Here is a 20,147-nt window from a genome sequence, read left to right on the forward strand (position 1 = left end):
GAATCGCCACCTTTGATAGCAACGCTAACCTGTATCGCTATTCCCCTTGGAGTTAATAGCATGAGTAAGAATTTTTTCCCGCCACAAATCAAAGTCGCCGCGACTTATATGCGTGGCGGCACCAGCAAGGGCGTGTTTTTCCGTCTGCAGGATTTACCTAAGGCCGCACAAGTTGCAGGTGCCGCCCGTGATGCCTTGTTACTGCGAGTGATAGGCAGCCCAGATCCCTACGGTAAACAAATTGATGGCATGGGCGCTGCCACCTCAAGCACCAGTAAAACCGTGATTTTATCCAAAAGCACTCAGGGCGATCACGATGTGGATTACCTCTTTGGTCAAGTGGCCATCGATAAGCCCTTTGTCGATTGGAGCGGTAACTGTGGCAATCTAACCGCCGCCGTCGGTGCCTTTGCCATCAGCAATGGCTTGATTGATGCCGACCGCATTCCTCAAAATGGCGTCTGTACTGTGCGAATTTGGCAGGCCAATATTGGCAAAACCATTATCGCCCATGTGCCCATCACTAACGGTGAAGTGCAGGAAACCGGTGATTTTGAACTCGATGGTGTGACCTTTCCTGCCGCGGAAGTGCAAATCGAGTTTATGAGCCCCGCCGCCGATGAAGACGGTGAAGGGGGCTGCATGTTCCCTACGGGTAATGTTGTCGATGTGCTAGAAGTGCCGGGCATTGGCAGCTTTAACGCCACTATGATCAACGCAGGCATTCCCACCATTTTTATCAATGCTGAAGACTTAGGCTACACAGGCACTGAGTTGCAGGATGATATTAATAGCGACAACGCCGCCCTTGCCAAATTTGAGACTATTCGTGCCTATGGGGCTGTGCGTATGGGCTTAATTTCACATATAGACGAAGCCGCATCACGCCAGCACACCCCTAAAATTGCCATTGTCGCCAAACCACAGACCTATGTGTCCTCGAGCGGTAAAACTGTCAATGCAGATGAAATTGATCTACTGGTACGCGCCCTGTCTATGGGCAAACTGCACCACGCCATGATGGGCACGGCGGCAGTGGCAATTGGCACGGCAGCAGCCATTCCCGGCACCTTAGTCAACTTAGCCGCAGGCGGCGACACTCAGGGCAAAATGGATGCGGTACGCTTTGGTCATCCCTCTGGCACCTTGCGCGTCGGCGCAGAGGCGTCAATGGTCAACGGCGAATGGACAGTTGTTAAAGCCATTATGAGCCGCAGCGCTCGCGTACTGATGGAAGGTTTTGTGCGGGTGCCCGCTGCGTAATTTTATCTAAGTAAACAGTTCAACCAAAGACCTTGCTTCTCCCCCTTCCGGCAAGGTCTTTTTTCTATTCTCGCCCATCATTTTAATCTGCTTCGCCCGTATTTGTCTTAGCATGATATGTTGACATACCTGAAACAATGCTAAGATCCTTTAGCAAAAACGCCAGAATACAAACTCGTCATAAAAAGAATATTGGCAGTAAAACGGTACAGTTAATATATTGCATGATCTATTACAGAATCGCGCCCATCGATTTTGGTTATTTTTAAACCAAGTCAGCAATTTAAGTCGCATTTTTACAGCAAAATGGCATGTAAGGTCTAGGCTAAGAACTAAACTAAATAGAAACCTAATCAGGATGGGTCCGTTTTTGGTAGGGGAAAATTTGAGTCAACTAATCCAGAAGCTAATGTTTAGTACGCTTTTTATCCTAAGTTTGTGGGGGATCTCGTGCAATGGATTAGCTCAACCATTGAGCGCGGCTTCTACACAGCTCAAATTTGAACATATTCGCAGTGAAGATGGCCTTACCCAAAATACGATTACTAGCCTGTTTATGGACAATGCAGGTATGTTATGGATTGGCACTCAAGATGGTTTGCATGCTTATAACGGTCACAGCTTCAATATTTTCCCCCATTCACCCAATGATCCGAGGAGTATTTCTGAGAGCTATGTATCTGACATTATTCAAGACTCAGAAGGTAATATCTGGGTTTCGACTTTCAGCCAAGGGGTAAATCGACTCGATTTGAGCACAGGGACCTTTGAACACTTTGGCCAAGAACAAGGGCTTACCGATCCGCGCACAACCAAACTCAGCGTTGTAGGCAATACACTCTGGATTGGTACTAAAGCAGGACTATTTTCCCTATCGACCAAAACCAAACGCATTACCCAAGTGAACTTAGGTAATAGTGTTCAACCCCACATCACCAGCTTAGCCAATGTTGAAGACACTTATCTGCTGGCAGGAACACAAGATAGCGGCACCTTTGCTGTCAGTGCCAATACTATCACTCGCTTAAATGTCCCGCAGAATCTCACTGCACATCAAATTAGGGCACATTCCGCTAATGCGATCACTTTAGCTCTGGGAGAGCAATTATGGCATTACAACTTGGCCTCACAACAGGGCGAAATCCTCTGGCAGACAGACGATAATGTGCCTTACATTAAAGATTTTATCCAAACTGAGCAGGGTGACTTTTGGGTTGTTGGGCCAGAAGCTGGTCTTATTCAACTCGAGAGAAACGATAAGGCATTTACTGCGACCTACCACAGGTATGATCCTAAGCGTACCAACAGTATTAGTGAAAATAACATACTGAGCTTACTGCAAGATCCCTTTGGCAATTTATGGTTAGGTGCCAGTTATTCTGGTCTAGATAAAATTAATACCCGTCGTCAGTATTTTCAGCATATTTACGAATCCACCCCTAACCTGTCGCAACAAAGTAACAACATTCGCACCTTGTTCCGCAGCCAAGATAATGCGCTATGGATAGGCACCGAAGGTGCTGGGCTGAAACGCATGTTGGCCAATGGAAAATATGAACACTACACGGAGCTCTTTGCTAACGCCTTAGGGATGCATCAACGCAACTTGAATCTTATCCTGCGAGATATAGACCAAGACAAAAATGGCGTGCTTTGGTTTGCCACTAACTATGGGTTAGGTCGACTGGCGCTAGATGGCCACTTCCAGTTACTCAAGGTGACAGAACGCACTGATCAAGGTTCAGAAACCAATTATATCCGTAGTTTAGATATTGATGAGCAAGGTCGCCTCTGGGTGGCAACAACCAATGCCCTCTACCGTAAGGCGATAGATACCGATGAATTTACTTTTATCTCATTGGCACATATTGATAATTTCTATCCGGCACAAAACCAGTTTTTAATCCTCAGAACACACAAAGATACGCTATGGATAGGTACTCTCGATGGCCTGCTTAAACTGGATATGAAAACAGGCACAGGTAAATCCTACTTCCATCAATCCTCAGACAAAAACAGCCTGATCAACAACCGCGTCCGCGATATTTTAGTCACAAAATCGGGCGAGGTATGGTTTGCCACCCATGGTGGGATCAGCAAGTTACCGTCCCAAGAGACTGATACCGGTTTTAGCCACTATACCCGCAATCAGGGATTACCAAGTGATACCATCTATGCCTTACTCGAGGATCAAGAACACAACATTTGGTTTAGTAGTAATGCGGGGATAGGAAAGCTCAATCCTAAAACCAATCGTGTCATCATATTTAACGAACAAGAAGGGCTACAAGCACTGGAGTTTAACGGTGGCGTCAAACTTGAAGACAGCGATGGCGATCTCTGGTTTGGTGGCATTAATGGCATAAATCGTTTCAATCCAAAGTCAATTCCAGATCAACGACCCGATGTTAAAGTCGCACTCACTGGCTATAGTATTGCGGGTAAAGGGCACACTATTCTCGATTTGAGCCATCCACCTAGCATAGTAATGGACTATAGCGATCAGCTGATCAGTTTTGAGGTGACCTCATTGGATTTCAGCTATACGGGTAAAAACCGCTTCAGCTACTTTCTTGAGGGATTTGATAACGAGTGGCATGAGCTCCCCACAGGTAATGAAATCACCTTCACCAATATTAACCCTGGTCACTACCAACTGCATGTTCGCCATGGGCTGCAATACAACACTCAAGGTGACTACGCCCTGTCTGTCGATCTTCATGTACAAGCGCCCTTCTATCGAACTCAGTTCGCCTACGCCCTCTACAGCTTGCTCTCTCTATGGCTGTTGGCTTGGATCATTATCTGGCGTAAAAGAAAACGCCAGCAACAGCGCGAATTTGAAACCAGTATCCGCGCCTCAGAGGAGCGACTCAAACTTGCACTTTGGGCCTCTGGCGATGGCATGTGGGACTGGAACATACCAGAAAATCGCGTCTATCGTACCAATATGGATTCTTCAGTCCCCCATTGGAATAGCAGCAATATAGCCCATGAGAGCATGCACTCAGAGGATAGGGAAAGATTCAAATTTGAGCTTAACGAACACCTTCAAGGTCGTTCGCCTTTCTTCGAAGCAGAGTACCGAGTCGAGCGATCCCCCGGTAATTGGGTATGGATTTTAGACCGCGGTAAAGTGGTGGAAAAAGATAGCCTAGATAATCCGATCCGCATGACAGGGACCAACCGTAACATTACCTCGCGCAAACTGATTGAAAACGAGTTGGTACTGTCATCACAAGTGCTCAACAGTATGAACGAAGCCGTTGTAGTGGGAGGATTAAACTATCGAATTCGTTCGGTCAACCCAGCATTTTGTGCCATTACAGGGTACACAGAACGCCAAATAACCGACAGGCATTTCATTCACTTAGCCTTTAGTCGCCAACAGCGGGAGTTGTTCAATACGATTGAACAACAGCTACTGCGTCACAAACATTGGGTCGGAGAACTGTGGATCCGCAATAAACAACGTCAGGCCATTTTAGTCTGGCTTGAAATCAACCAAGTGATCGATATCAAAGGCGAAACCAGTCACTTCGTTGCAGTATTTACTGACATCACAGAGCGGAAAAAAGCCGAAGAAGATCTGCGTTTCCTCGCCAGCTTCGACACATTAACTGGCTTACCGAACCGAACCTTATTTCAAGACAGGCTCAATCACGCGATTACTCAAGCGCACAGAGCGAATAATATCGTTGCCTTGCTGTTCTTAGACCTCGACCGCTTTAAACATATCAACGACTCTATGGGTCATCATGTCGGGGATTTGTTACTGAAAGCCGTGGCAAGACGACTGCAAAATGCAGTGCGTGATGGCGATACTGTCGCACGCTTAGGTGGCGATGAATTTACTATTATTTTAGAAGGTGTTGCGAAAACAAAAGCCGCAACCCTGATCTCAGAAAAAGTGCTCAGAGCATTCCAAACGCCCTTCCTATTGGACGATAAAACGCTGACCATTTCGACCTCAATTGGTATCAGCTTATACCCTAACGATGCGGACAATGCCGACTCACTGATTAAATTTGCCGATACCGCCATGTACCACGCAAAATCATCAGGTCGAAATAACTTTCAGTTTTATACCTCTAAGTTGAATGAAATCGCCACCCGTCATGTACAACTCGAAAGTGGTTTAAAGGAAGCTATCCAACGCAAAGAACTAAGCTTGGTTTATCAACCTAAATTCTGTTTACGAGATGGTTCACTCACAGGACTGGAAGCACTTTTACGTTGGTATCACACTGAACTTGGTCCTATTTCACCTGTGGAATTTATTCCACTCGCGGAAGAAACGGGTATCATCACTCAAATTGGCCACTGGGTGATCAACCACGCCTGCCAGCAATTAGCCGAATGGAATAGCCTAGGATTTAACGGGATCACTATTGCCGTCAACCTATCGGCTCGCCAACTGAAGGCGGACATTATCTCCACCATCGAAGTCGCTTTAGCCGTATCAGGTCTCCCGGCTCAATCCCTTGAGCTTGAGCTTACTGAATCAATGATCATGGGCAATCCGCAGGAGTCGGTCAGCATCCTATCTAAACTCAAGGCCCTAGGATTGACCATAGCCGTGGATGATTTTGGTACGGGTTATTCGAGCCTAAGCTATCTCAAACGCTTCCCGATAGACACACTCAAAATCGATCGAGAATTTGTCAGAGACATCACCAACGATCCCGACGATGCCGCCATCACCAGCGCCATTATTGCCCTCGCTCACAGCTTAGAACTGAATGTCGTCGCCGAAGGCGTAGAGACCCAAGAACAGCTCAACTTCTTGGCGATGCAAGGCTGCGATCAAGTACAAGGTTTTTTACTGAGTAAACCCTTAAATGCCGAAGATTGTTTAACCTTACTCAAAAATCAATCTAAGCCACAGCCACTTTGATTTAAGGCATTATCGACAAAAACAGCCAATAAAAAAGGCTCCTAGGAGCCTTTAAACATCACCACAAATTCCTTACTTTGCTAAACGTTCAACACGCTTAACCCAGCCTTCAGGACCTTTAATATGGCCCTTTTGGATTTCGGTATACAGTTTATAGATGCGCTGAACATGCTCGCCCACTTCACCATTACCGACAGTGACAACATGGCCATCTTCAAAAATGTAGGAGCCCACAGCAGAAACCACGGCCGCCGTCCCAAAACCACCCGCCTCGATAATTTCACCTGATTCAATATCAGCGATAAATTTATCAAGCATGACAGTCTCTTGGCGCACTTCACAACCGAGCATCTCACCCAATTCCATAATGGATTGCGAGGTGATCGACTTCAAAATAGTATCTGTGAAGGTTGGAATAATCACAGTGCCATCTTTCAGAATGTGGAAATGGTTCATCGCGCCCGCTTCTTCAATCTGTTGATTGGTCGAATCGAGATATAACACTTGCGATGCACCAAAGGCTGCCGCCGCTTTACCCGCACGCAATGAAGCCGCATAGTTACCCGCGGCTTTTGAGGCGCCAGTGCCACCCGATACAGCACGATGGAAAGTTTTGCTGATCAGTAAGCGTATGCCTTTGTTCACGCCAGCCGCGTAATAAGCGCCACTTGGGCTTAACACGACACAGAAGGTATAACGCGAACTTGGGCTCACAGAGAGGCGGTCTTCGGTCGCAAAAATAAAAGGACGAATATACAGACACGCGCCTTCTTGCATCGGGAACCACAGGCGATCGACATCGATCAACGCATTGATCGCATCCATCTGCATTTGTTCATCGATATTGGGAATACAGACGATATCGGCGGAGCGATTCATCCGCTCGGCATTCTTATTAATACGGAAAGTATAAATCTCGCCGTCTTCATGCATAAAAGCTTTAGCGCCTTCGAAGATCGACTGGCCATAATGCAACGCCATTGCACCCGGTGCCATTTCAAATGGTCCATAAGGAACGATGCGCGGATCGCACCATTGTCCATCATGATAATCCATCAAAAACATATGATCGGTTCTGAGGCTACCAAAGCCCACATTCCCCTCGGGCTTGAATTGCTCAGTACGGCGCTCGGACGCAGGTTTTAAATTGTAGGTTATTTCCATCGCATACCACCTTGATTACTGAACAAGCAGACTAGGGAGCGACAGGAATAAAGTCAAGAGGGGCGCGCATATCTAAAGGTCTAAGCAAATAAAAAACTCGCTAACACGCTTGGTTCAACTTTTCACACGGCCTCAGAGACAGGATAAAACAATCCGCATTGGGTCACACATAATGCCAATGGCAAGTATTTTTGCCACAATAGGGTCGAACTTCCAATGAGATGATCCTATGTCAGATTATAAAATGATCCCCTGCGCCCACTACGACTATCTCGAACTCGCCTGTCTGCGTGGTTATCAACTCAACATTGAGCTTATTGATGGCACCCAGTGCCAAGGTCAAGCCATCACCACGCAGACAAGAGCCGACAAAACAGAGTGGCTTATCATCCAACTGCAACAAACTAAACAATCCCTTAGACTCGACCATATCGCCGCCATCACCCCCCTCGAGCCTAATGCTGAATTTGGTCGAGTACTCATTGCGGCCAAGCAAAGGATATAACATGGCAACTATGATTTTATCGGTTGAAATCGGTCATTGGATCGGTGGGCATAACGGCCAATACCCCCATCTCATTGAATTTGATATGGCACATTTAGATAGACCCTTTCAGGTCAGCGAAGGTTGGGGGCATGGTTTAGGAGGCTCCGCTTACTCACTCGCACAATTTGTCGAAACGCCTTATTTCCTCAAACTCAAAACCGAGGCTCCTTGGGCGTTTGCCATTATCGAACAAGGCTTAGCCCAACAAGATATTGAGACTATCGCCACCGCACTCTCAGAACAATATGGGGATCATCCGCCGCTTGTCCCTGCACATTTAATGGAATACTTATTAGGTTAAAGCAAAAGGGTTTTGTTAGAAGAGAGTGGACCTGCTGAACAATACAGGTTTAGTTAGCGAGGTGTATTGCGGAAAAGCTTCACCGAGTCATGACACTCGGTGACAGGATTCGAAATAGGGATCGAAACAGGCTTCTAAACGGGACGAAAAATAGCTTAGCGCTTAAACCGCAACCGCCGCAATCACTGAGACTTCAACCAAATATTCTGGCTCGGCAATAGCGGCTTGCACACAAGCACGGGCTGGCGCATGACCTTTAGGCACCCAAGCATCCCATACCGCATTCATCGCATCATAATCACCCATATCTTTCAGATAAATAGTCGCTGACAGTAAATGCTCACGCGAACTTCCCGCCTGCGCTAACAAGGTATCGACCTCCTCAAGCATAGTGACAGTTTGCTCGGTGATACCTTGATACTTGTCCTTCGCCACTTGACCACACAGATACACAGTACCTTGATGGATCACTATACTGCTCATGCGGGTACCTACATCTAAACGGGTAATACTCATATTGATAATCTCTTAAATCAGATGCACTTAAATAAATGGCTCAGCAAGAACCGAATCGGCCATTTTAGCGATAAACTGACTTTATGTCTGCGCCACGAATCTGGGCAAAGGTGAATAAAAACGTGCCATCAAGACAAATAATCCTAGACTACAGCTCACCACGGCCAGCCACACTAACGGCGTCGCCACGGCTAAATTGACTAATTGAAATCCGACTAAGGCTGCGCATGCCGCGATCAAAGCAAAGGGCAACTGAGTCACCACATGGTCATGGGGAGCGCAACCTGAGCTGGTCGCACTGAGCACGCTGGTATCTGAAATGGGCGAGCAGTGGTCGCCAAAAACCGACCCCGCCATCACAGCGCTCAGTACAGGTAACAATAAATGAGGATCTAAGTTATGGGCAATCTCTGCGCCAATAGGGATCATAATTGCAAATGTTCCCCAGCTTGAACCCGTCGCAAAAGCCATTATCGCGCAGAGTAAAAACATTCCCGCTACCAGCAGATGCGGGGAAAGATAAGCCTTAGCCCAAGCAGCCAATAATTTAGCGACGCCAAGATCTTGGATCACAGCGCCAATCATCCAAGTGCAGAGTAAAATCGCAATGGCGAAGGCGATCATGCGAACTCCGTGGCTCAAATCCCCCACTAACGCCGTTAAACGTCGCCCAGACAAGCCTAACATGGCAAGAGTGACTAAGGTTGCCAACAAACAAGCATCGCGCATAGAAGCGCCAATATCAGCCTTAGCAAGCCAAAGTGACACATCCCAAGAAGAGACCTGCTGAGCCCCAGACCACAAAGTTAATCCCACTGAAGCAGACAGCAGAGTCAGCATAGGGATTGCGAGCAGCCAAGGATTACCCTTGGCCTCAACTGTACTAGAAGAATCCACCACAGTCGCGACGACAAAAGAGCGAAAGCCCACGCCATACCAAGCGACGAGCACGGACAAGCCTAAGGTCACTATGGCGTAAAAGTTAAATAGGGCCACATCGATAAAGGCTTCCAGCGGCGACACAGGTAAAAAGCTGATCCCCGCGATAAGCGCCATCACATAGGGGCCCCAACTGGAGAAAGGCAATAGCGCGCATAAAGGCGAAGCATTGGAATCAACTAAATAGGCGAGCTGCTCATGGCGAATACCATAACGCTGGCTGAGCGGCTGACAAACATGACCGACAGCAAGACAACTGAAAATCCCATCGATAAACACTAACCAACCAAGAAATACGACCCCAAGACGCGCCTGACGTTCAGTACGAATACGGCTATACAGCCAATCACCAAACTGACCCACGGCACCACCACGTGCTAACAATTGCGTCATGCTACCGAGCAGTAACATGGCGAACAGCACATTGAGATGCCACGCTTGCCAAGCACCTTGGGCATAAAATTGTTTTGCACCAATATCAAGCAAATACAACCCAGTTTGCAGAGGATCAAATTGGGCGATTAATAGGGCACCAGAGACAATACCTACGCCTAACGCCACCAGCGTGCGGCGTAAAAATAGGGCTAAGGTTAAGGTCAACAGTAGCGGGAGTATGGCGAGCAAACTAGGCGACATGGACCATTCCGATAAAAAATAAAACCAAGAATACTAACGAGTTAATAACAAATGCAAAAAAACTTAATTTAGAACCCAGTAATAGAGTGTTTTTTAACCAAACGGCAAGAATCGCTATTCCTTAAGTTCTAGGCACTGCTAGAATCACAGTCCCATCCAGAAACCATAGGACTCTCCAGATGAGCCTTGAATTACTGTCCAAACTGGAAACCAAAATCCAGGCTGCACTCGAAACTATCGAGCTTCTAAAAATGGAGCTTGAAGAAGAGAAGCAAAAAGCGTCTACGCTGAGTGAGCACAATCAACAATTGAATGCGCAAAACCAGCAACTACAAGAAGAACTCACTTCTTGGAACGAAAAAGTGACTGGCCTTGTTGGCTTGTTAAACAGCGAAATCTAAACTGCATTAGTTTGATGATGCTGCGCTTCGATCAGTTCGTTCAATTCTAAAATAGCCTGCTTCACTTTTGGCAGGCTTTTTCTTGGCAGTAAAAACCGTCCTTTCTCAAATTCCAATCGTCCTAAATCTTTAACCCAAATAACACCAGTGAGAAAAATACGCGCGTGCTTAACGATAAGCTTAGGTGCGTAGACAGGAAAAACTCTCATATGACCACCTACAAGCATTCTTGTTGTTATTGATTACAGTGGTTTGACAGAAGCTTTGCCACTTGAGTTTCATCGTTAGAGTGGTATTTTTCATCTTTTATCGCCAAAAATACTTAATCGTTTGATTTAGTTAAACTATGAATATGTCACCCTGTGAGTAAAAAAGAAGAACGCCACAATAATGTCACTTGCCAATTTTTTGACACTCTGCTAAATTATTAGCGTTACTCAGGGTAAAAATGAGTCCTCTGGCTCAAGTCCGTACTTTCTTTTACAAGAAGTACGGTTTTTTTTGCCCATTTTTTGCCTCGTCTTTATTCAATAAGTTCAAACGCCTAGCCTACAGAAGCCCACTCAGTACGTTAAGACCCCTATCAAAGCTTTATTTGCCTTGTTGTTGCCAACCGCCACAATAAAAAAGAGCCCTTAGGCTCTCTTTAACATGCAATCGATACAGCATTATCATCCGCTCATATGACAGCAGTGCAGGTAACGCCTATCGAACTATTTTTTTGCTAGGTAGAAAGCAATTTCTAACAGCTCGTCGTAGGATTTGATTGCCCCTGTTTCAACACGGTACTTACCGTTAACAACCAGAGCAGGTACACCCGTCAGCTTAGCGTTTTCAGTATCACGCTTCATCTTTGCCATTTGCGCCTTTACCATGAAAGACTCTGCAGCCGCATCGAAGGTTTTACCATCGACACCGTTAGCAATAAACACAGCACGAACATCATCGCGATTAGTAAAATGCTGTTTCTTCTCATGAATAGCAGAGAATAACGCCGCATCCATTTTCTCATCGACGTTTAACTGATGTGCGACTGCAAATGCGCGTGACATTTCAGCCCCCATCTCTTTGCCGATAAAATCAACGTGTGCTTGGTTAAACGCAACGCCTTCTGGCTTATCGGTGAGAATTTTTGGCACTACGGTTTTAGAGAAAGTAAAACAATGCGGACAATAGAAAGAGAAAAACTCAGTAATCTCAGGCTTCGCTGTTGCTGGGCCATCGTTAATCACTGTGTAATGCACACCTTCTTGGTATTCCACAGCCGATACTGCCAGTGGCGCCAGTAACAGAGCCGCGGCCATGAGTAATACTTTTTTCATGAAAATTCCTTAAATCATTTTGATAAATTGGCTGGAGACTAACATATTCCATTTTTTGAGTGTAACTCAAGCTTAAGAGTTCAATCTAATGTCACAAGATACGTCTGTGAAATCATATTTTGCTCAATGCTAATACGGCACTAGGCTCAGTGGTGGTTCGCTAAGGGCAAATAATTGCTCTTTGAACGCCAAAATCTGCTGTTCCCAATACTTTTCATCCCCAAACCAAGGGAAGTTCATCGGGAAAGCAGGATCGTCCCAGCGACGGCCAATCCACGCGTTGTAATGCACCATACGCAGAGCTCGCAACGGTTCAATCAAGGCTAACTGTCTTGTATCAAACTCACAAAATTCTTCATAGGCTTCGAGTAAGATCTCAAGCTGCATCAGTTGCTGCGCTCTATCCCCGGTTAGCATCATCCATAAATCTTGAATCGCCGGTCCCATGCGAGCATCGTCTAAATCGACGAATCCGGGACCGTCTGGCGTCCACAAAATATTGCCTGGGTGTAAATCGCCGTGCAAACGAATGGCCGCAAAATCTTGGCGATCCCAAATCGCATTCGCCTTTGCCAACACCTGCTCTACTACGGTAAAGAACGGCAAGCGTAGGCTATTAGGCACCAGATTAGATTGCTTTAACCACGCGAGCGGCTCGGCGCCTAAAATCTGCGGATTCAGCGGTTCACGTTCAGCAAATACCGTTTGCGCCGCGTACTGGTGTATCCGACCGATGAACCGACCCACTAATTCCAGCTGCTCTAAATTATCGACTTCGAAGGCGCGACCACCCAAGGAAGGAAACAGGGTAAATCGATAACCTTGGTACTTGTGTAACGTATGGCCTTCGATAATTACAGGTACGGCAATCGGGATATCTTCTGCCGCGAGTGCGAGCGCATAATCATGTTCCTCTTGGATCTGCGCATCGCTCCAACGATCTGGGCGATAGAACTTCACCACATAACGCAGCCCTTCATCGCTACGGAACTGATACACGCGGTTCTCGTAACTGTTCAGCGCGAGTAAGCCCGTTTCCGGATACACGCCCAGACTTTCAATCGCATCTAAGATCAAATCCGGTGTTAGGGCTTGAAAATGGAACTCTGCACCACTGGAACTCGTAGTCGGTGGCGTCATATTCTGACTCATATTCAGTTCACTCTTAGGTGAGGTTGCAGCAAAGTGGCTAAGTATTCCAGCACCTCAAAATCGGCTTCTCGTTCGGTCGAGAGCCAGCAAATGTTGCCGTAAAACTCATAATTGAGCCATAACTGGCTGCCTTCAAATTCTAATAACCATTGATGCCTGTCGGCGCCCCACTGACGCTCGCGCACAGTGCAATCGAGCGCCGCAGCTAAAGGTTCGGCAAAGTCGGCGAAACGATCAAAATCGATATCCGCACTGACCGCTAAACTTAAGGCACTTTTATCTAAGCTAATGGTATCTAAGCTAATGGTATCTAAGCTAATGGCTTTTAGGTGCGTGCTTGGTAATTTCATGCTTGTTATCCAATCAACTACTACATGACATGATCAAACCTTGGCCCCAGTCCGGTGGACGCTTGGCTAAGTCTTCATGCTCTGCGTGTTCGGCAAAGGGCTGAGTTAAGATTTTTTGCAGCAAATGCAGCGGCGCAAGATTACCCTCTTCTACTGCGATTATCGCCTCTTGGGCTAAATAGTTACGCAAAATATATTTGGGATTCACACTATTGCGCTCAGTTTGCCACGCAGGGATATCAGCCACCGCGCCCAATCGCTGTTGATAGGCTTGATACCAAGCATCAAACTGACTGACATCGATAAAGTCATCCCGCAGCGCACTGTGTTTGCTGGTTGGATCTAACTTGCCTAATTGACGCCAAGTCTGAGTGTAATCGAGTTGATTTTTCTCCATCAGCACAGTGAATCGACCTATAAGTTCGAGATCCTGTTTGTCCTGCTCCACCGACGAAACATCAACTGCAGATAGACCTAGTTTTGCCCGCATCAAGCGCAAATAAGGCTGCACTAGCGCCTCTTGGTATTGATTAAGAATGGCAATTAAGTCATCGGATGGGATCACAGGTGTGAGCGCCTGCGCTAAACGTTGCAAGTTCCACAAACCGACGCCCGGCTGCTGACCAAAGGCATAGCGACCTTCGGGATCAGAATGATTACAGATAAAGTCTTCTTGGAATGTATCGAGGAACGCAAAGGGACCGAAGTCAAAACTGTCACCCAGAATCGACATATTGTCTGTGTTCATCACGCCATGGGCAAAACCGACCGCCTGCCAATGGGCAATCATCTTAGCGGTATCTTGCACTACCTGTAAAAACCACGCTTTATAGCCTGCGGCATCACAACTCAAATGGGGATAATGCTGAGTAATAGTGAAGTTGAGTAATTGAGTCAGCTTATCGGCACGACCGCGCTCACTGTGGCAGAAAAACTCGAAATGACCGAAACGAATGTGGCTGCGAGCTAAACGTACGGTAATGGCTGCGGTTTCTTGACTCTCACGCCATACGGGCAAGTCAGAGCCAATCACAGCTAAGGCGCGGGTCGTCGGCACATGCAGATGATGCAGCGCCTCAGAGACTAAAAACTCACGCACCGCGGAGCGCATCACAGCACGGCCATCACCACGGCGCGAATAAGGCGTCGGACCGCCGCCTTTAAGGGCGACATCCCATGCGCCATTTGGACCAATCGCTTCGCCTAAAATGATCGAGCGTCCATCCCCTAAGCGCGGCGTGTAACCGCCAAATTGGTGGCCACTATAGACTTGGGCATAGTAAGTCGCACCATCAACGGCGGCATTGCCGGATAAGCCCAATAACAGCTCATCGGTGGGTTGGCTTAAGCCAATCAATTGGGCGGCGTCATCACTCCATGCCAGCCATTCAGGCTTAGTTATCCCTTGCGGGTATACTTGCGAGTAAAACTCAGGTAACTGCGTAAAAAAATCCTGTTTAAACTTCATCTTGTCCACCTATTGGCTCATGGTCTTGCAAACCAGCACCGATTTATCATCGAACTCGCATAGGTGCCCACATTGATAAGATCCAAGGCCAAAACCACTCACGCCAGAACGACTTAGACGTTGCATACCATGAGCCTTGCTCTGGCATTGCTCTAGAGTATCGTAGTAACCATTAATATCTTCGGCCTGCAAAGGTGTCACCGGAATGGCACTCACATCGGGATAATAAAATAGGGTCCATTCTGGGGTTTTAGTACAGCCACTGAGTAGCAATAATCCAAGCCCGAATAAGACATTCAGTAAGGCATAGCTTAGTTTCATTTTTCCCCTATTAAGCCCATAAAAAAAGCGAACCTTAGTTCGCCTTTTACGCATTCAGTTAGCAGGGATTCTACACTGCTTAGACGAGGGAAATAACCGCTTTTCGACTAAGGGTTTACCCTCTAAGCGCTCCCTACAACATATCAAGCCGTGGTTGCTTTAGTCTGTGCTTTCTCAATCCGGTTGATTCGGCCCTCAAAGCCAGTGACAGTGCCATCGCTCAGCCCAAGCTCGAGTGCTTTACGACAGATGACAATGGCGGCATCGAAGGCTTGAGTATCATTTAGCAAGGTGGCTAAATGCAGGAAACCGGAAGATTTAAGCTCAGTATCTTTGCCTTGCTCGGCGCTAGCCGCTTGGAACAGTGCAATATACTCTTCCGCTAATTGAGCACCATAGTTGAGGTAATCCGCCGATTTACGCTGTTTGTAGCATTCAGCTATCATATTTTGCAGCGCGGTATAGCGAGCACTGGCTGACGTCGCTCCTTGATACTCCTCAAAGGCCCGAACTAAAGTCACATTCGCCCAAGCCCCTGGCGCAGCTACCTCAGAACGTGTGTTCGATACTGGCTCTGCTTCAGTCTTAACATCATCTTGTTCATCTGCAGGCGTGGCGCCTAAAATGATCACCGCCTCTTCATTATGGGCCGCAGGTATATCAACTTCGATGATATCTGTGTCTAGCGCCACCGAAATGCTCGGAGGGCTTTCGGTCTCACGGGGCATTAATTCGGCTTCAACTTCGATAACGGGCTCTACTTCAGCCACGCCAGTATCCTCAACCCTTTTAACTGGCTCAGGTTCTACACGCTCGGGCTCAGCAGCGGAGAAAATAGGTGCCTCTTCGGTGGGAACTACAGGTTTTACCGAGGTCGACTTGGGTTTCATCGCCTCTTGTTCTTCTTTCGCCAATCGCTGCGCGCGAAGGAATAAAAACACCCCGACAGCAATCAGTATAAATACGACTAAGATCTTCATTCTTGTTCACCTTTGATGGCCGCTTCTCATCAGAAGCCGTGTCAATGGGTTTGCCAACGTCCATCAGGACAGTGTCCATGGCAACCGAGTCTAGCTAAAAATTGAGCAGAGATTAACCGCTATTAAAGTCCATTGTGTCGGTGCAAATCAAGTATTTATGCCTTTTTATACGATCTTGCGCTCAAATAGTTATAGCCAATTGCGCTAGACTGGCACAATCGAGTTCCCTAATCCCCCCATCCACCTGCTTATAACAAACATAAGGAAAACCTGATGCAAAGTATTCTTATCGTGGCCCATGCCAGCCCCTACGGAACAGAAAAGCTATTTAGTAGCTTACGCATCGCATTAGCCCTGAAGGATCAGGACGAGCAAGCGGTCGATCTTAAACTTTTTCTCATGTCAGATGCCGTGTTTGGCGCACTCAAAAATCAAACCACACCTGACTTAAGCTACAACCTGCAGCAGATGTTTGAAATTCTCTCGGCACAGCAAGTTCCGATTCTACTTTGCAAGACCTGCGCTCAAGCGCGAGGTGTCACTGCGGAAATGATTATCGTAGGTGCGCACATAGGCACACTGCAAGATTTAACTCGCTGGACACTGGCCGCCGACAAAGTGATGCATATCTAAGATTTATTTTTAGGTGTGACATTGGGGATAGTTGGATTATTTAAAGCCCCATTTTGTGCGCACCTTCATAAATTGGCGCTTTCGTTTTGTCAGCACCAATTTCACTGCCTATGATGGGATATCCGAGTGACAAGCTAAGGTATTCCAATGGGCACAGCCACACTGCTTACGGGCAAACTCCTGTACGAACACCAAACCATTGCCGCAATGGTGACAATTTATTGCAAGGCGAAACACCAAGGCCAAGACGCGACGAGCCTATGTGCAGATTGCATTGAGTTATTGGATTATGCCGCAACACGGCTAGATCGCTGCCCCTACGGACAAAACAAACCCACCTGTAATAAATGCCCAGTGCATTGCTACAAACCCGCGCAGAAACAAATCGTCAAAGAGATCATGATCTTTTCTGGTCCACGGATGTTATTACCGCATCCCGTTCGTGCAATCAAACACTTACTCGCGGAACGCATCCCTGTTCCCAGCGTTGTGCCCGAAGCGGCTTCAAATCGTCATCAGCGCATAGCAAGCCAACAGAAAAACTAACGGCGATACTTTTACCGAGCCGATTTCCCTGATATAACAGGGCTCGAGGTATCGCATATGAACGAGTTTCATAGTTTTTTCACTCAAGCTTACTGGTGGTTGTCATTATTTGGAGGCGTACATTGCCTCGCGTTAGCTATTTATATTCGCTATTTTTATCACCCAGACGCTAACCAAAAACTCCTCGCCGCTTTCTTAAGTCTTATTGCTCTATACTTCCTCACGGGTATGTTGAACCGCGATAACAGTCCAATTCCCATTCATATCCTATTCAATCTGATTAACCCTATCTATTTTTTGCTCATGCCTTTGCTCTATCTCTATTGCAAACGCAGTTTAGCACCAACCAATAAACCGCTAGGGTTTTCAAAGCATTACTGGCCATCTGCATTAACATTAGTTTTCGCCATTTTAGATATTGCCCTAAGATTAACTGCGCATCCCATTAACGAGTGGCAACCCATAGCTCTTATGCTTAAAGAAATGAGTATCAGCCAATGGGGCGCTCTACTCCCAGCGCTGTTATCTGTACAAACCTGTTTTTACTTTATCGCGCTGTGTATGTTGTTTCGTCGACATAAACGCAATCAAAGAGATGTCACTCAAACCCAAGAGGCGCTCGGCACCATTCGGTTTCGTTGGCTGATAAGCTTGACCTTGGCCATGTCGTTGAATTGGTTAATCCGCGTATTTGTGGTGATTTTGCCTTTCTATCTTGGTGATAATCTATCGCTACTTTCCCACGCATTGCCAAGGCTGACCTTACTACTGAGCATGTATATGCTGGCGGTATATGGGCTAAAGCAAATCACCCGCTCTGCCTACTTAAAAGGCCGCATGGCCGAACCAGAGTTAGAGCAACGCCCACTCGTCATTGAAAATATTCTCACCCCAGAGGAGTATGAATTTTTGCATCAAGTTCAGCAGGACGATGCAGAAAAAAACCAAGGTTCTTCGCCACCTAAGAACTAATTGGCGAAACCGCACTCCAATCATCACCACCAATATCACTCCAACCATTAAGTCGAACACTGAACCTAAGCTGACACATATGTCACTTTTGGCTGTCATTTGTGTCGATAAAGGCTAGTCTGGAACAACTAAAGACTTGAAGAGGCGTTACCATGAAATCATTTTTAACAGCCATTGCGGCATCAACATGCCTTATTGTGAGCCTATTTGCTGCCCCAACTGCACATGCAGATGAAAGCTACGATCAGGCAGTAGTCAATTTCCAAAAAGCGAAAGAAACCAGTAAATTTTTCGACACAGCCTATGGCTATGCTTTATTCCCAACTGTGGGTAAAGGCGGAATTGGGATCGGTGCAGCCTATGGCAAAGGCCGAGTCTACCAAGGCGGTGCCTATATGGGTGATTCGAGTCTGACTCAATTATCCATCGGTTTTCAATTAGGTGGACAAGCCTACAGCGAGATCATCTTCTTTAAAGATGCCAAAGCCTATGAAGCATTCACGAGCGGCAGTTTCGAGTTTGACGCCCAAGCGTCGGCAGTTGCAATCAACATGGGAGCAAGCGCTCAAGCAGGAACCACAGGCAACTCAGCAGGTGCTGGTCAATCGGGTGGTAATCGCTCGGCGAGCGGCTCTTATATCAACGGTATGGCAGTATTTACCGCAGCAAAAGGCGGCTTAATGTTTGAAGCCGCTCTTGCGGGTCAAGCCTTTAGCTTTGAGCCTAAAGCTAACTAAGACGAGCCATTCGGCTGTGATATCAAACGGCGAGCCTAAATGCTCGCCGTTTTTTCTTAAATGATTACCTCAAGCTTCTGACTCAGATGTTCTAACTAAAACCAAGTCATTAGAATTGAGCGAAATAAGTTGAAATGCATATTTAACTTAGCGAAGTAATAACAAGGGGATATGGCTTTTACTGATCATCCTTGTGGTATTACTACCCACAAAAAACTCCCGAATACGCGAATGACCATAGGCGCCCATCACCATAAGATCGATTTGATGCTCAAGTTGATAGATCTCAAGGGCCGTTTGCACTTCTCCCTGACAAAAGGCGGTAACCACATTGAAATCCGCCGCAATCAAAGATTCGGCCACCAACGCCAGTTCAGCTGTCGCCAGCGATTGATCATCAGACACCATCACTAAATGACATTCGAGCCCTTTAAGTAGCGGACTGCTTACAACTCGATCGAGAGCTTTTCTTGCGGTCACACTGCCATCATAGGCGATCATAAATCGCTTCGGTGCAGTAAACTCGTCCATCACCACTAAAATAGGCTGCTTAAGCGTGCGAATGACATTTTCTAAATGGCTGCCAATGGCCTGCGCTTGGTCTTGATGCTGCTCCCCTTGACGGCCCATCACCACCAGTCTGGCATGTGATTCTTGCTCTAACAGAGTTTCGACTAAATCGCCGTGACGCTGCAAGGTTGCAACCATTCTGCTAGGCTGCTTCTCAACAACGCGGATTTTTGCGTCTTGCAGCATATACTTACCCTGCTCAAGTGCGAGTTTGCCTCGACGCGCTTCAAGCTCAACCATTTCATTGAGTAAGTACTCCCGTGTACCTAGACCAATATTTCCTGACAGATCTGACTCTATCGGATAGGCTGACTTATCCAATACATGTAATAGGGTTACTGGGGCATCCAGTTGCTGAGCGGCCCAGCTACTGGCATCACATACGGCGAGTGTCACTTTTGAACCGTCGATACAGGCAATCACATTTGTCAT

Annotated in this window: 20 protein-coding genes; 9 read left to right on the forward strand and 11 right to left on the reverse strand. The window is 46.8% G+C overall.

Annotated features, from left to right (window positions below; all coding sequences use genetic code 11):
• The first annotated feature begins 60 nt into the window (after window positions 1–60).
• Together prpF and L5M17_RS11680 are read left to right on the forward strand one after the other, a co-directional pair.
• Window positions 61–1,263, forward strand: a complete 1,203-nt coding sequence (gene prpF, locus L5M17_RS11675) for a 2-methylaconitate cis-trans isomerase PrpF (RefSeq protein WP_263147567.1) — start codon at window positions 61–63, stop codon at window positions 1,261–1,263.
• A 370-nt stretch (window positions 1,264–1,633) separates the two neighbouring features.
• Window positions 1,634–6,160, forward strand: a complete 4,527-nt coding sequence (locus L5M17_RS11680) for an EAL domain-containing protein (protein WP_263147689.1) — start codon at window positions 1,634–1,636, stop codon at window positions 6,158–6,160.
• Window positions 6,161–6,232: 72 nt separating this feature from the next.
• Here the strand turns inward: L5M17_RS11680 and L5M17_RS11685 are convergent, their stop codons facing one another.
• Complete coding sequence (locus tag L5M17_RS11685) at window positions 6,233–7,324, reverse strand: branched-chain amino acid aminotransferase (RefSeq protein ID WP_131524942.1); 1,092 nt, start codon at window positions 7,322–7,324, stop codon at window positions 6,233–6,235.
• A gap of 229 nt (window positions 7,325–7,553) precedes the next feature.
• Between L5M17_RS11685 and L5M17_RS11690 the strand changes: the two genes are divergently transcribed.
• The gene (locus L5M17_RS11690; protein WP_219251780.1) at window positions 7,554–7,829 is read left to right on the forward strand and encodes a Rho-binding antiterminator; all 276 of its coding nucleotides are present in this window, start codon (window positions 7,554–7,556) and stop codon (window positions 7,827–7,829) included.
• Window position 7,830: 1 nt separating this feature from the next.
• A complete protein-coding gene (locus L5M17_RS11695) occupies window positions 7,831–8,172 on the forward strand; it encodes a hypothetical protein (RefSeq protein ID WP_219251781.1) in 342 nt (113 codons plus the stop codon).
• Window positions 8,173–8,334: 162 nt separating this feature from the next.
• Here L5M17_RS11695 and L5M17_RS11700 read toward each other — a convergent pair whose 3' ends face one another.
• Window positions 8,335–8,688, reverse strand: coding sequence for a RidA family protein (locus tag L5M17_RS11700; RefSeq protein ID WP_173248029.1), 354 nt, complete (start codon window positions 8,686–8,688; stop codon window positions 8,335–8,337).
• Window positions 8,689–8,769: 81 nt separating this feature from the next.
• A complete protein-coding gene (locus tag L5M17_RS11705) occupies window positions 8,770–10,263 on the reverse strand; it encodes a Na+/H+ antiporter NhaC family protein (protein WP_263147571.1) in 1,494 nt (497 codons plus the stop codon).
• A 179-nt stretch (window positions 10,264–10,442) separates the two neighbouring features.
• Between L5M17_RS11705 and L5M17_RS11710 the strand changes: the two genes are divergently transcribed.
• Window positions 10,443–10,664, forward strand: coding sequence for a cell division protein ZapB (locus tag L5M17_RS11710; RefSeq protein ID WP_006083484.1), 222 nt, complete (start codon window positions 10,443–10,445; stop codon window positions 10,662–10,664).
• Here L5M17_RS11710 and L5M17_RS11715 read toward each other — a convergent pair.
• The 7 genes from L5M17_RS11715 to L5M17_RS11745 form a co-directional block, all read right to left on the reverse strand.
• Entirely contained in the window at window positions 10,661–10,873 is a 213-nt protein-coding gene (locus L5M17_RS11715; protein WP_006083486.1) for a DUF1107 domain-containing protein, read from the reverse strand. The two genes, L5M17_RS11710 and L5M17_RS11715, sit on opposite strands and share 4 nt — an antisense overlap.
• Before the next feature lie 504 nt (window positions 10,874–11,377).
• Entirely contained in the window at window positions 11,378–11,986 is a 609-nt protein-coding gene (locus tag L5M17_RS11720) for a thiol:disulfide interchange protein DsbA/DsbL (RefSeq protein ID WP_263147574.1), read from the reverse strand.
• Between the two features lie 129 nt (window positions 11,987–12,115).
• Entirely contained in the window at window positions 12,116–13,138 is a 1,023-nt protein-coding gene (locus L5M17_RS11725; protein ID WP_263147576.1) for a serine/threonine protein kinase, read from the reverse strand.
• 2 nt (window positions 13,139–13,140) lie between these two features.
• On the reverse strand, window positions 13,141–13,488 hold the full coding sequence (locus L5M17_RS11730) for a DUF3630 family protein (protein ID WP_263147578.1): 348 nt from the start codon (window positions 13,486–13,488) through the stop codon (window positions 13,141–13,143).
• 13 nt (window positions 13,489–13,501) lie between these two features.
• Window positions 13,502–14,956: a protein adenylyltransferase SelO gene (locus L5M17_RS11735; RefSeq protein ID WP_263147580.1), complete on the reverse strand. Its 1,455-nt coding sequence runs from the start codon at window positions 14,954–14,956 to the stop codon at window positions 13,502–13,504.
• Between the two features lie 9 nt (window positions 14,957–14,965).
• Entirely contained in the window at window positions 14,966–15,277 is a 312-nt protein-coding gene (locus tag L5M17_RS11740) for a hypothetical protein (RefSeq protein WP_263147583.1), read from the reverse strand.
• Between the two features lie 143 nt (window positions 15,278–15,420).
• Entirely contained in the window at window positions 15,421–16,257 is an 837-nt protein-coding gene (locus L5M17_RS11745; RefSeq protein ID WP_113941606.1) for a hypothetical protein, read from the reverse strand.
• A gap of 273 nt (window positions 16,258–16,530) precedes the next feature.
• Here L5M17_RS11745 and L5M17_RS11750 point away from each other — a divergent pair, with 273 nt between their 5' ends.
• The 4 genes from L5M17_RS11750 (at window position 16,531) to L5M17_RS11765 (ending at window position 19,145) form a co-directional block, all read left to right on the forward strand.
• Window positions 16,531–16,890: a DsrE/DsrF/TusD sulfur relay family protein gene (locus L5M17_RS11750; protein ID WP_263147586.1), complete on the forward strand. Its 360-nt coding sequence runs from the start codon at window positions 16,531–16,533 to the stop codon at window positions 16,888–16,890.
• A 147-nt stretch (window positions 16,891–17,037) separates the two neighbouring features.
• Window positions 17,038–17,436 (forward strand): nitrous oxide-stimulated promoter family protein, encoded by a 399-nt coding sequence (locus L5M17_RS11755; protein ID WP_071940633.1) that lies wholly within the window; start codon window positions 17,038–17,040, stop codon window positions 17,434–17,436.
• A 57-nt stretch (window positions 17,437–17,493) separates the two neighbouring features.
• Window positions 17,494–18,408 carry a hypothetical protein gene (locus tag L5M17_RS11760; RefSeq protein ID WP_263147589.1) on the forward strand — a complete coding sequence of 305 codons (915 nt, stop codon included), beginning with the start codon at window positions 17,494–17,496 and terminating at the stop codon, window positions 18,406–18,408.
• Window positions 18,409–18,560: 152 nt separating this feature from the next.
• Window positions 18,561–19,145 carry a YSC84-related protein gene (locus tag L5M17_RS11765; protein ID WP_219251787.1) on the forward strand — a complete coding sequence of 195 codons (585 nt, stop codon included), beginning with the start codon at window positions 18,561–18,563 and terminating at the stop codon, window positions 19,143–19,145.
• A gap of 147 nt (window positions 19,146–19,292) precedes the next feature.
• On the opposite strand, the gene L5M17_RS11770 is transcribed toward L5M17_RS11765, so the two are convergent.
• Window positions 19,293–20,147, reverse strand: a complete 855-nt coding sequence (locus tag L5M17_RS11770; RefSeq protein ID WP_263147594.1) for a universal stress protein — start codon at window positions 20,145–20,147, stop codon at window positions 19,293–19,295.

Origin of the sequence: Shewanella sp. SW24, from assembly GCF_025653395.1 — a bacterium.
Taxonomy (GTDB): domain Bacteria; phylum Pseudomonadota; class Gammaproteobacteria; order Enterobacterales; family Shewanellaceae; genus Shewanella; species Shewanella oncorhynchi.

Excerpts from the sequence above, each read along its gene's own strand:
- L5M17_RS11750 (WP_263147586.1), top strand. The coding sequence starts at position 16,531 with ATGCAAAGTATTCTTATCGTGGCCCATGCCAGCCCCTACGGAACAGAA.
- L5M17_RS11705 (WP_263147571.1), bottom strand. The coding sequence starts at position 10,263 with ATGTCGCCTAGTTTGCTCGCCATACTCCCGCTACTGTTGACCTTAACC.
- L5M17_RS11745 (WP_113941606.1), bottom strand. The coding sequence starts at position 16,257 with ATGAAGATCTTAGTCGTATTTATACTGATTGCTGTCGGGGTGTTTTTA.
- L5M17_RS11755 (WP_071940633.1), top strand. The coding sequence starts at position 17,038 with ATGGGCACAGCCACACTGCTTACGGGCAAACTCCTGTACGAACACCAA.
- L5M17_RS11725 (WP_263147576.1), bottom strand. The coding sequence starts at position 13,138 with ATGAGTCAGAATATGACGCCACCGACTACGAGTTCCAGTGGTGCAGAG.
- L5M17_RS11715 (WP_006083486.1), bottom strand. The coding sequence starts at position 10,873 with ATGAGAGTTTTTCCTGTCTACGCACCTAAGCTTATCGTTAAGCACGCG.
- L5M17_RS11765 (WP_219251787.1), top strand. The coding sequence starts at position 18,561 with ATGAAATCATTTTTAACAGCCATTGCGGCATCAACATGCCTTATTGTG.
- L5M17_RS11690 (WP_219251780.1), top strand. The coding sequence starts at position 7,554 with ATGTCAGATTATAAAATGATCCCCTGCGCCCACTACGACTATCTCGAA.
- L5M17_RS11710 (WP_006083484.1), top strand. The coding sequence starts at position 10,443 with ATGAGCCTTGAATTACTGTCCAAACTGGAAACCAAAATCCAGGCTGCA.
- prpF (WP_263147567.1), top strand. The coding sequence starts at position 61 with ATGAGTAAGAATTTTTTCCCGCCACAAATCAAAGTCGCCGCGACTTAT.
- L5M17_RS11730 (WP_263147578.1), bottom strand. The coding sequence starts at position 13,488 with ATGAAATTACCAAGCACGCACCTAAAAGCCATTAGCTTAGATACCATT.
- L5M17_RS11770 (WP_263147594.1), bottom strand. The coding sequence starts at position 20,147 with ATGACAAATGTGATTGCCTGTATCGACGGTTCAAAAGTGACACTCGCC.
- L5M17_RS11685 (WP_131524942.1), bottom strand. The coding sequence starts at position 7,324 with ATGGAAATAACCTACAATTTAAAACCTGCGTCCGAGCGCCGTACTGAG.
- L5M17_RS11735 (WP_263147580.1), bottom strand. The coding sequence starts at position 14,956 with ATGAAGTTTAAACAGGATTTTTTTACGCAGTTACCTGAGTTTTACTCG.
- L5M17_RS11695 (WP_219251781.1), top strand. The coding sequence starts at position 7,831 with ATGGCAACTATGATTTTATCGGTTGAAATCGGTCATTGGATCGGTGGG.
- L5M17_RS11740 (WP_263147583.1), bottom strand. The coding sequence starts at position 15,277 with ATGAAACTAAGCTATGCCTTACTGAATGTCTTATTCGGGCTTGGATTA.
- L5M17_RS11760 (WP_263147589.1), top strand. The coding sequence starts at position 17,494 with ATGAACGAGTTTCATAGTTTTTTCACTCAAGCTTACTGGTGGTTGTCA.
- L5M17_RS11720 (WP_263147574.1), bottom strand. The coding sequence starts at position 11,986 with ATGAAAAAAGTATTACTCATGGCCGCGGCTCTGTTACTGGCGCCACTG.
- L5M17_RS11700 (WP_173248029.1), bottom strand. The coding sequence starts at position 8,688 with ATGAGTATTACCCGTTTAGATGTAGGTACCCGCATGAGCAGTATAGTG.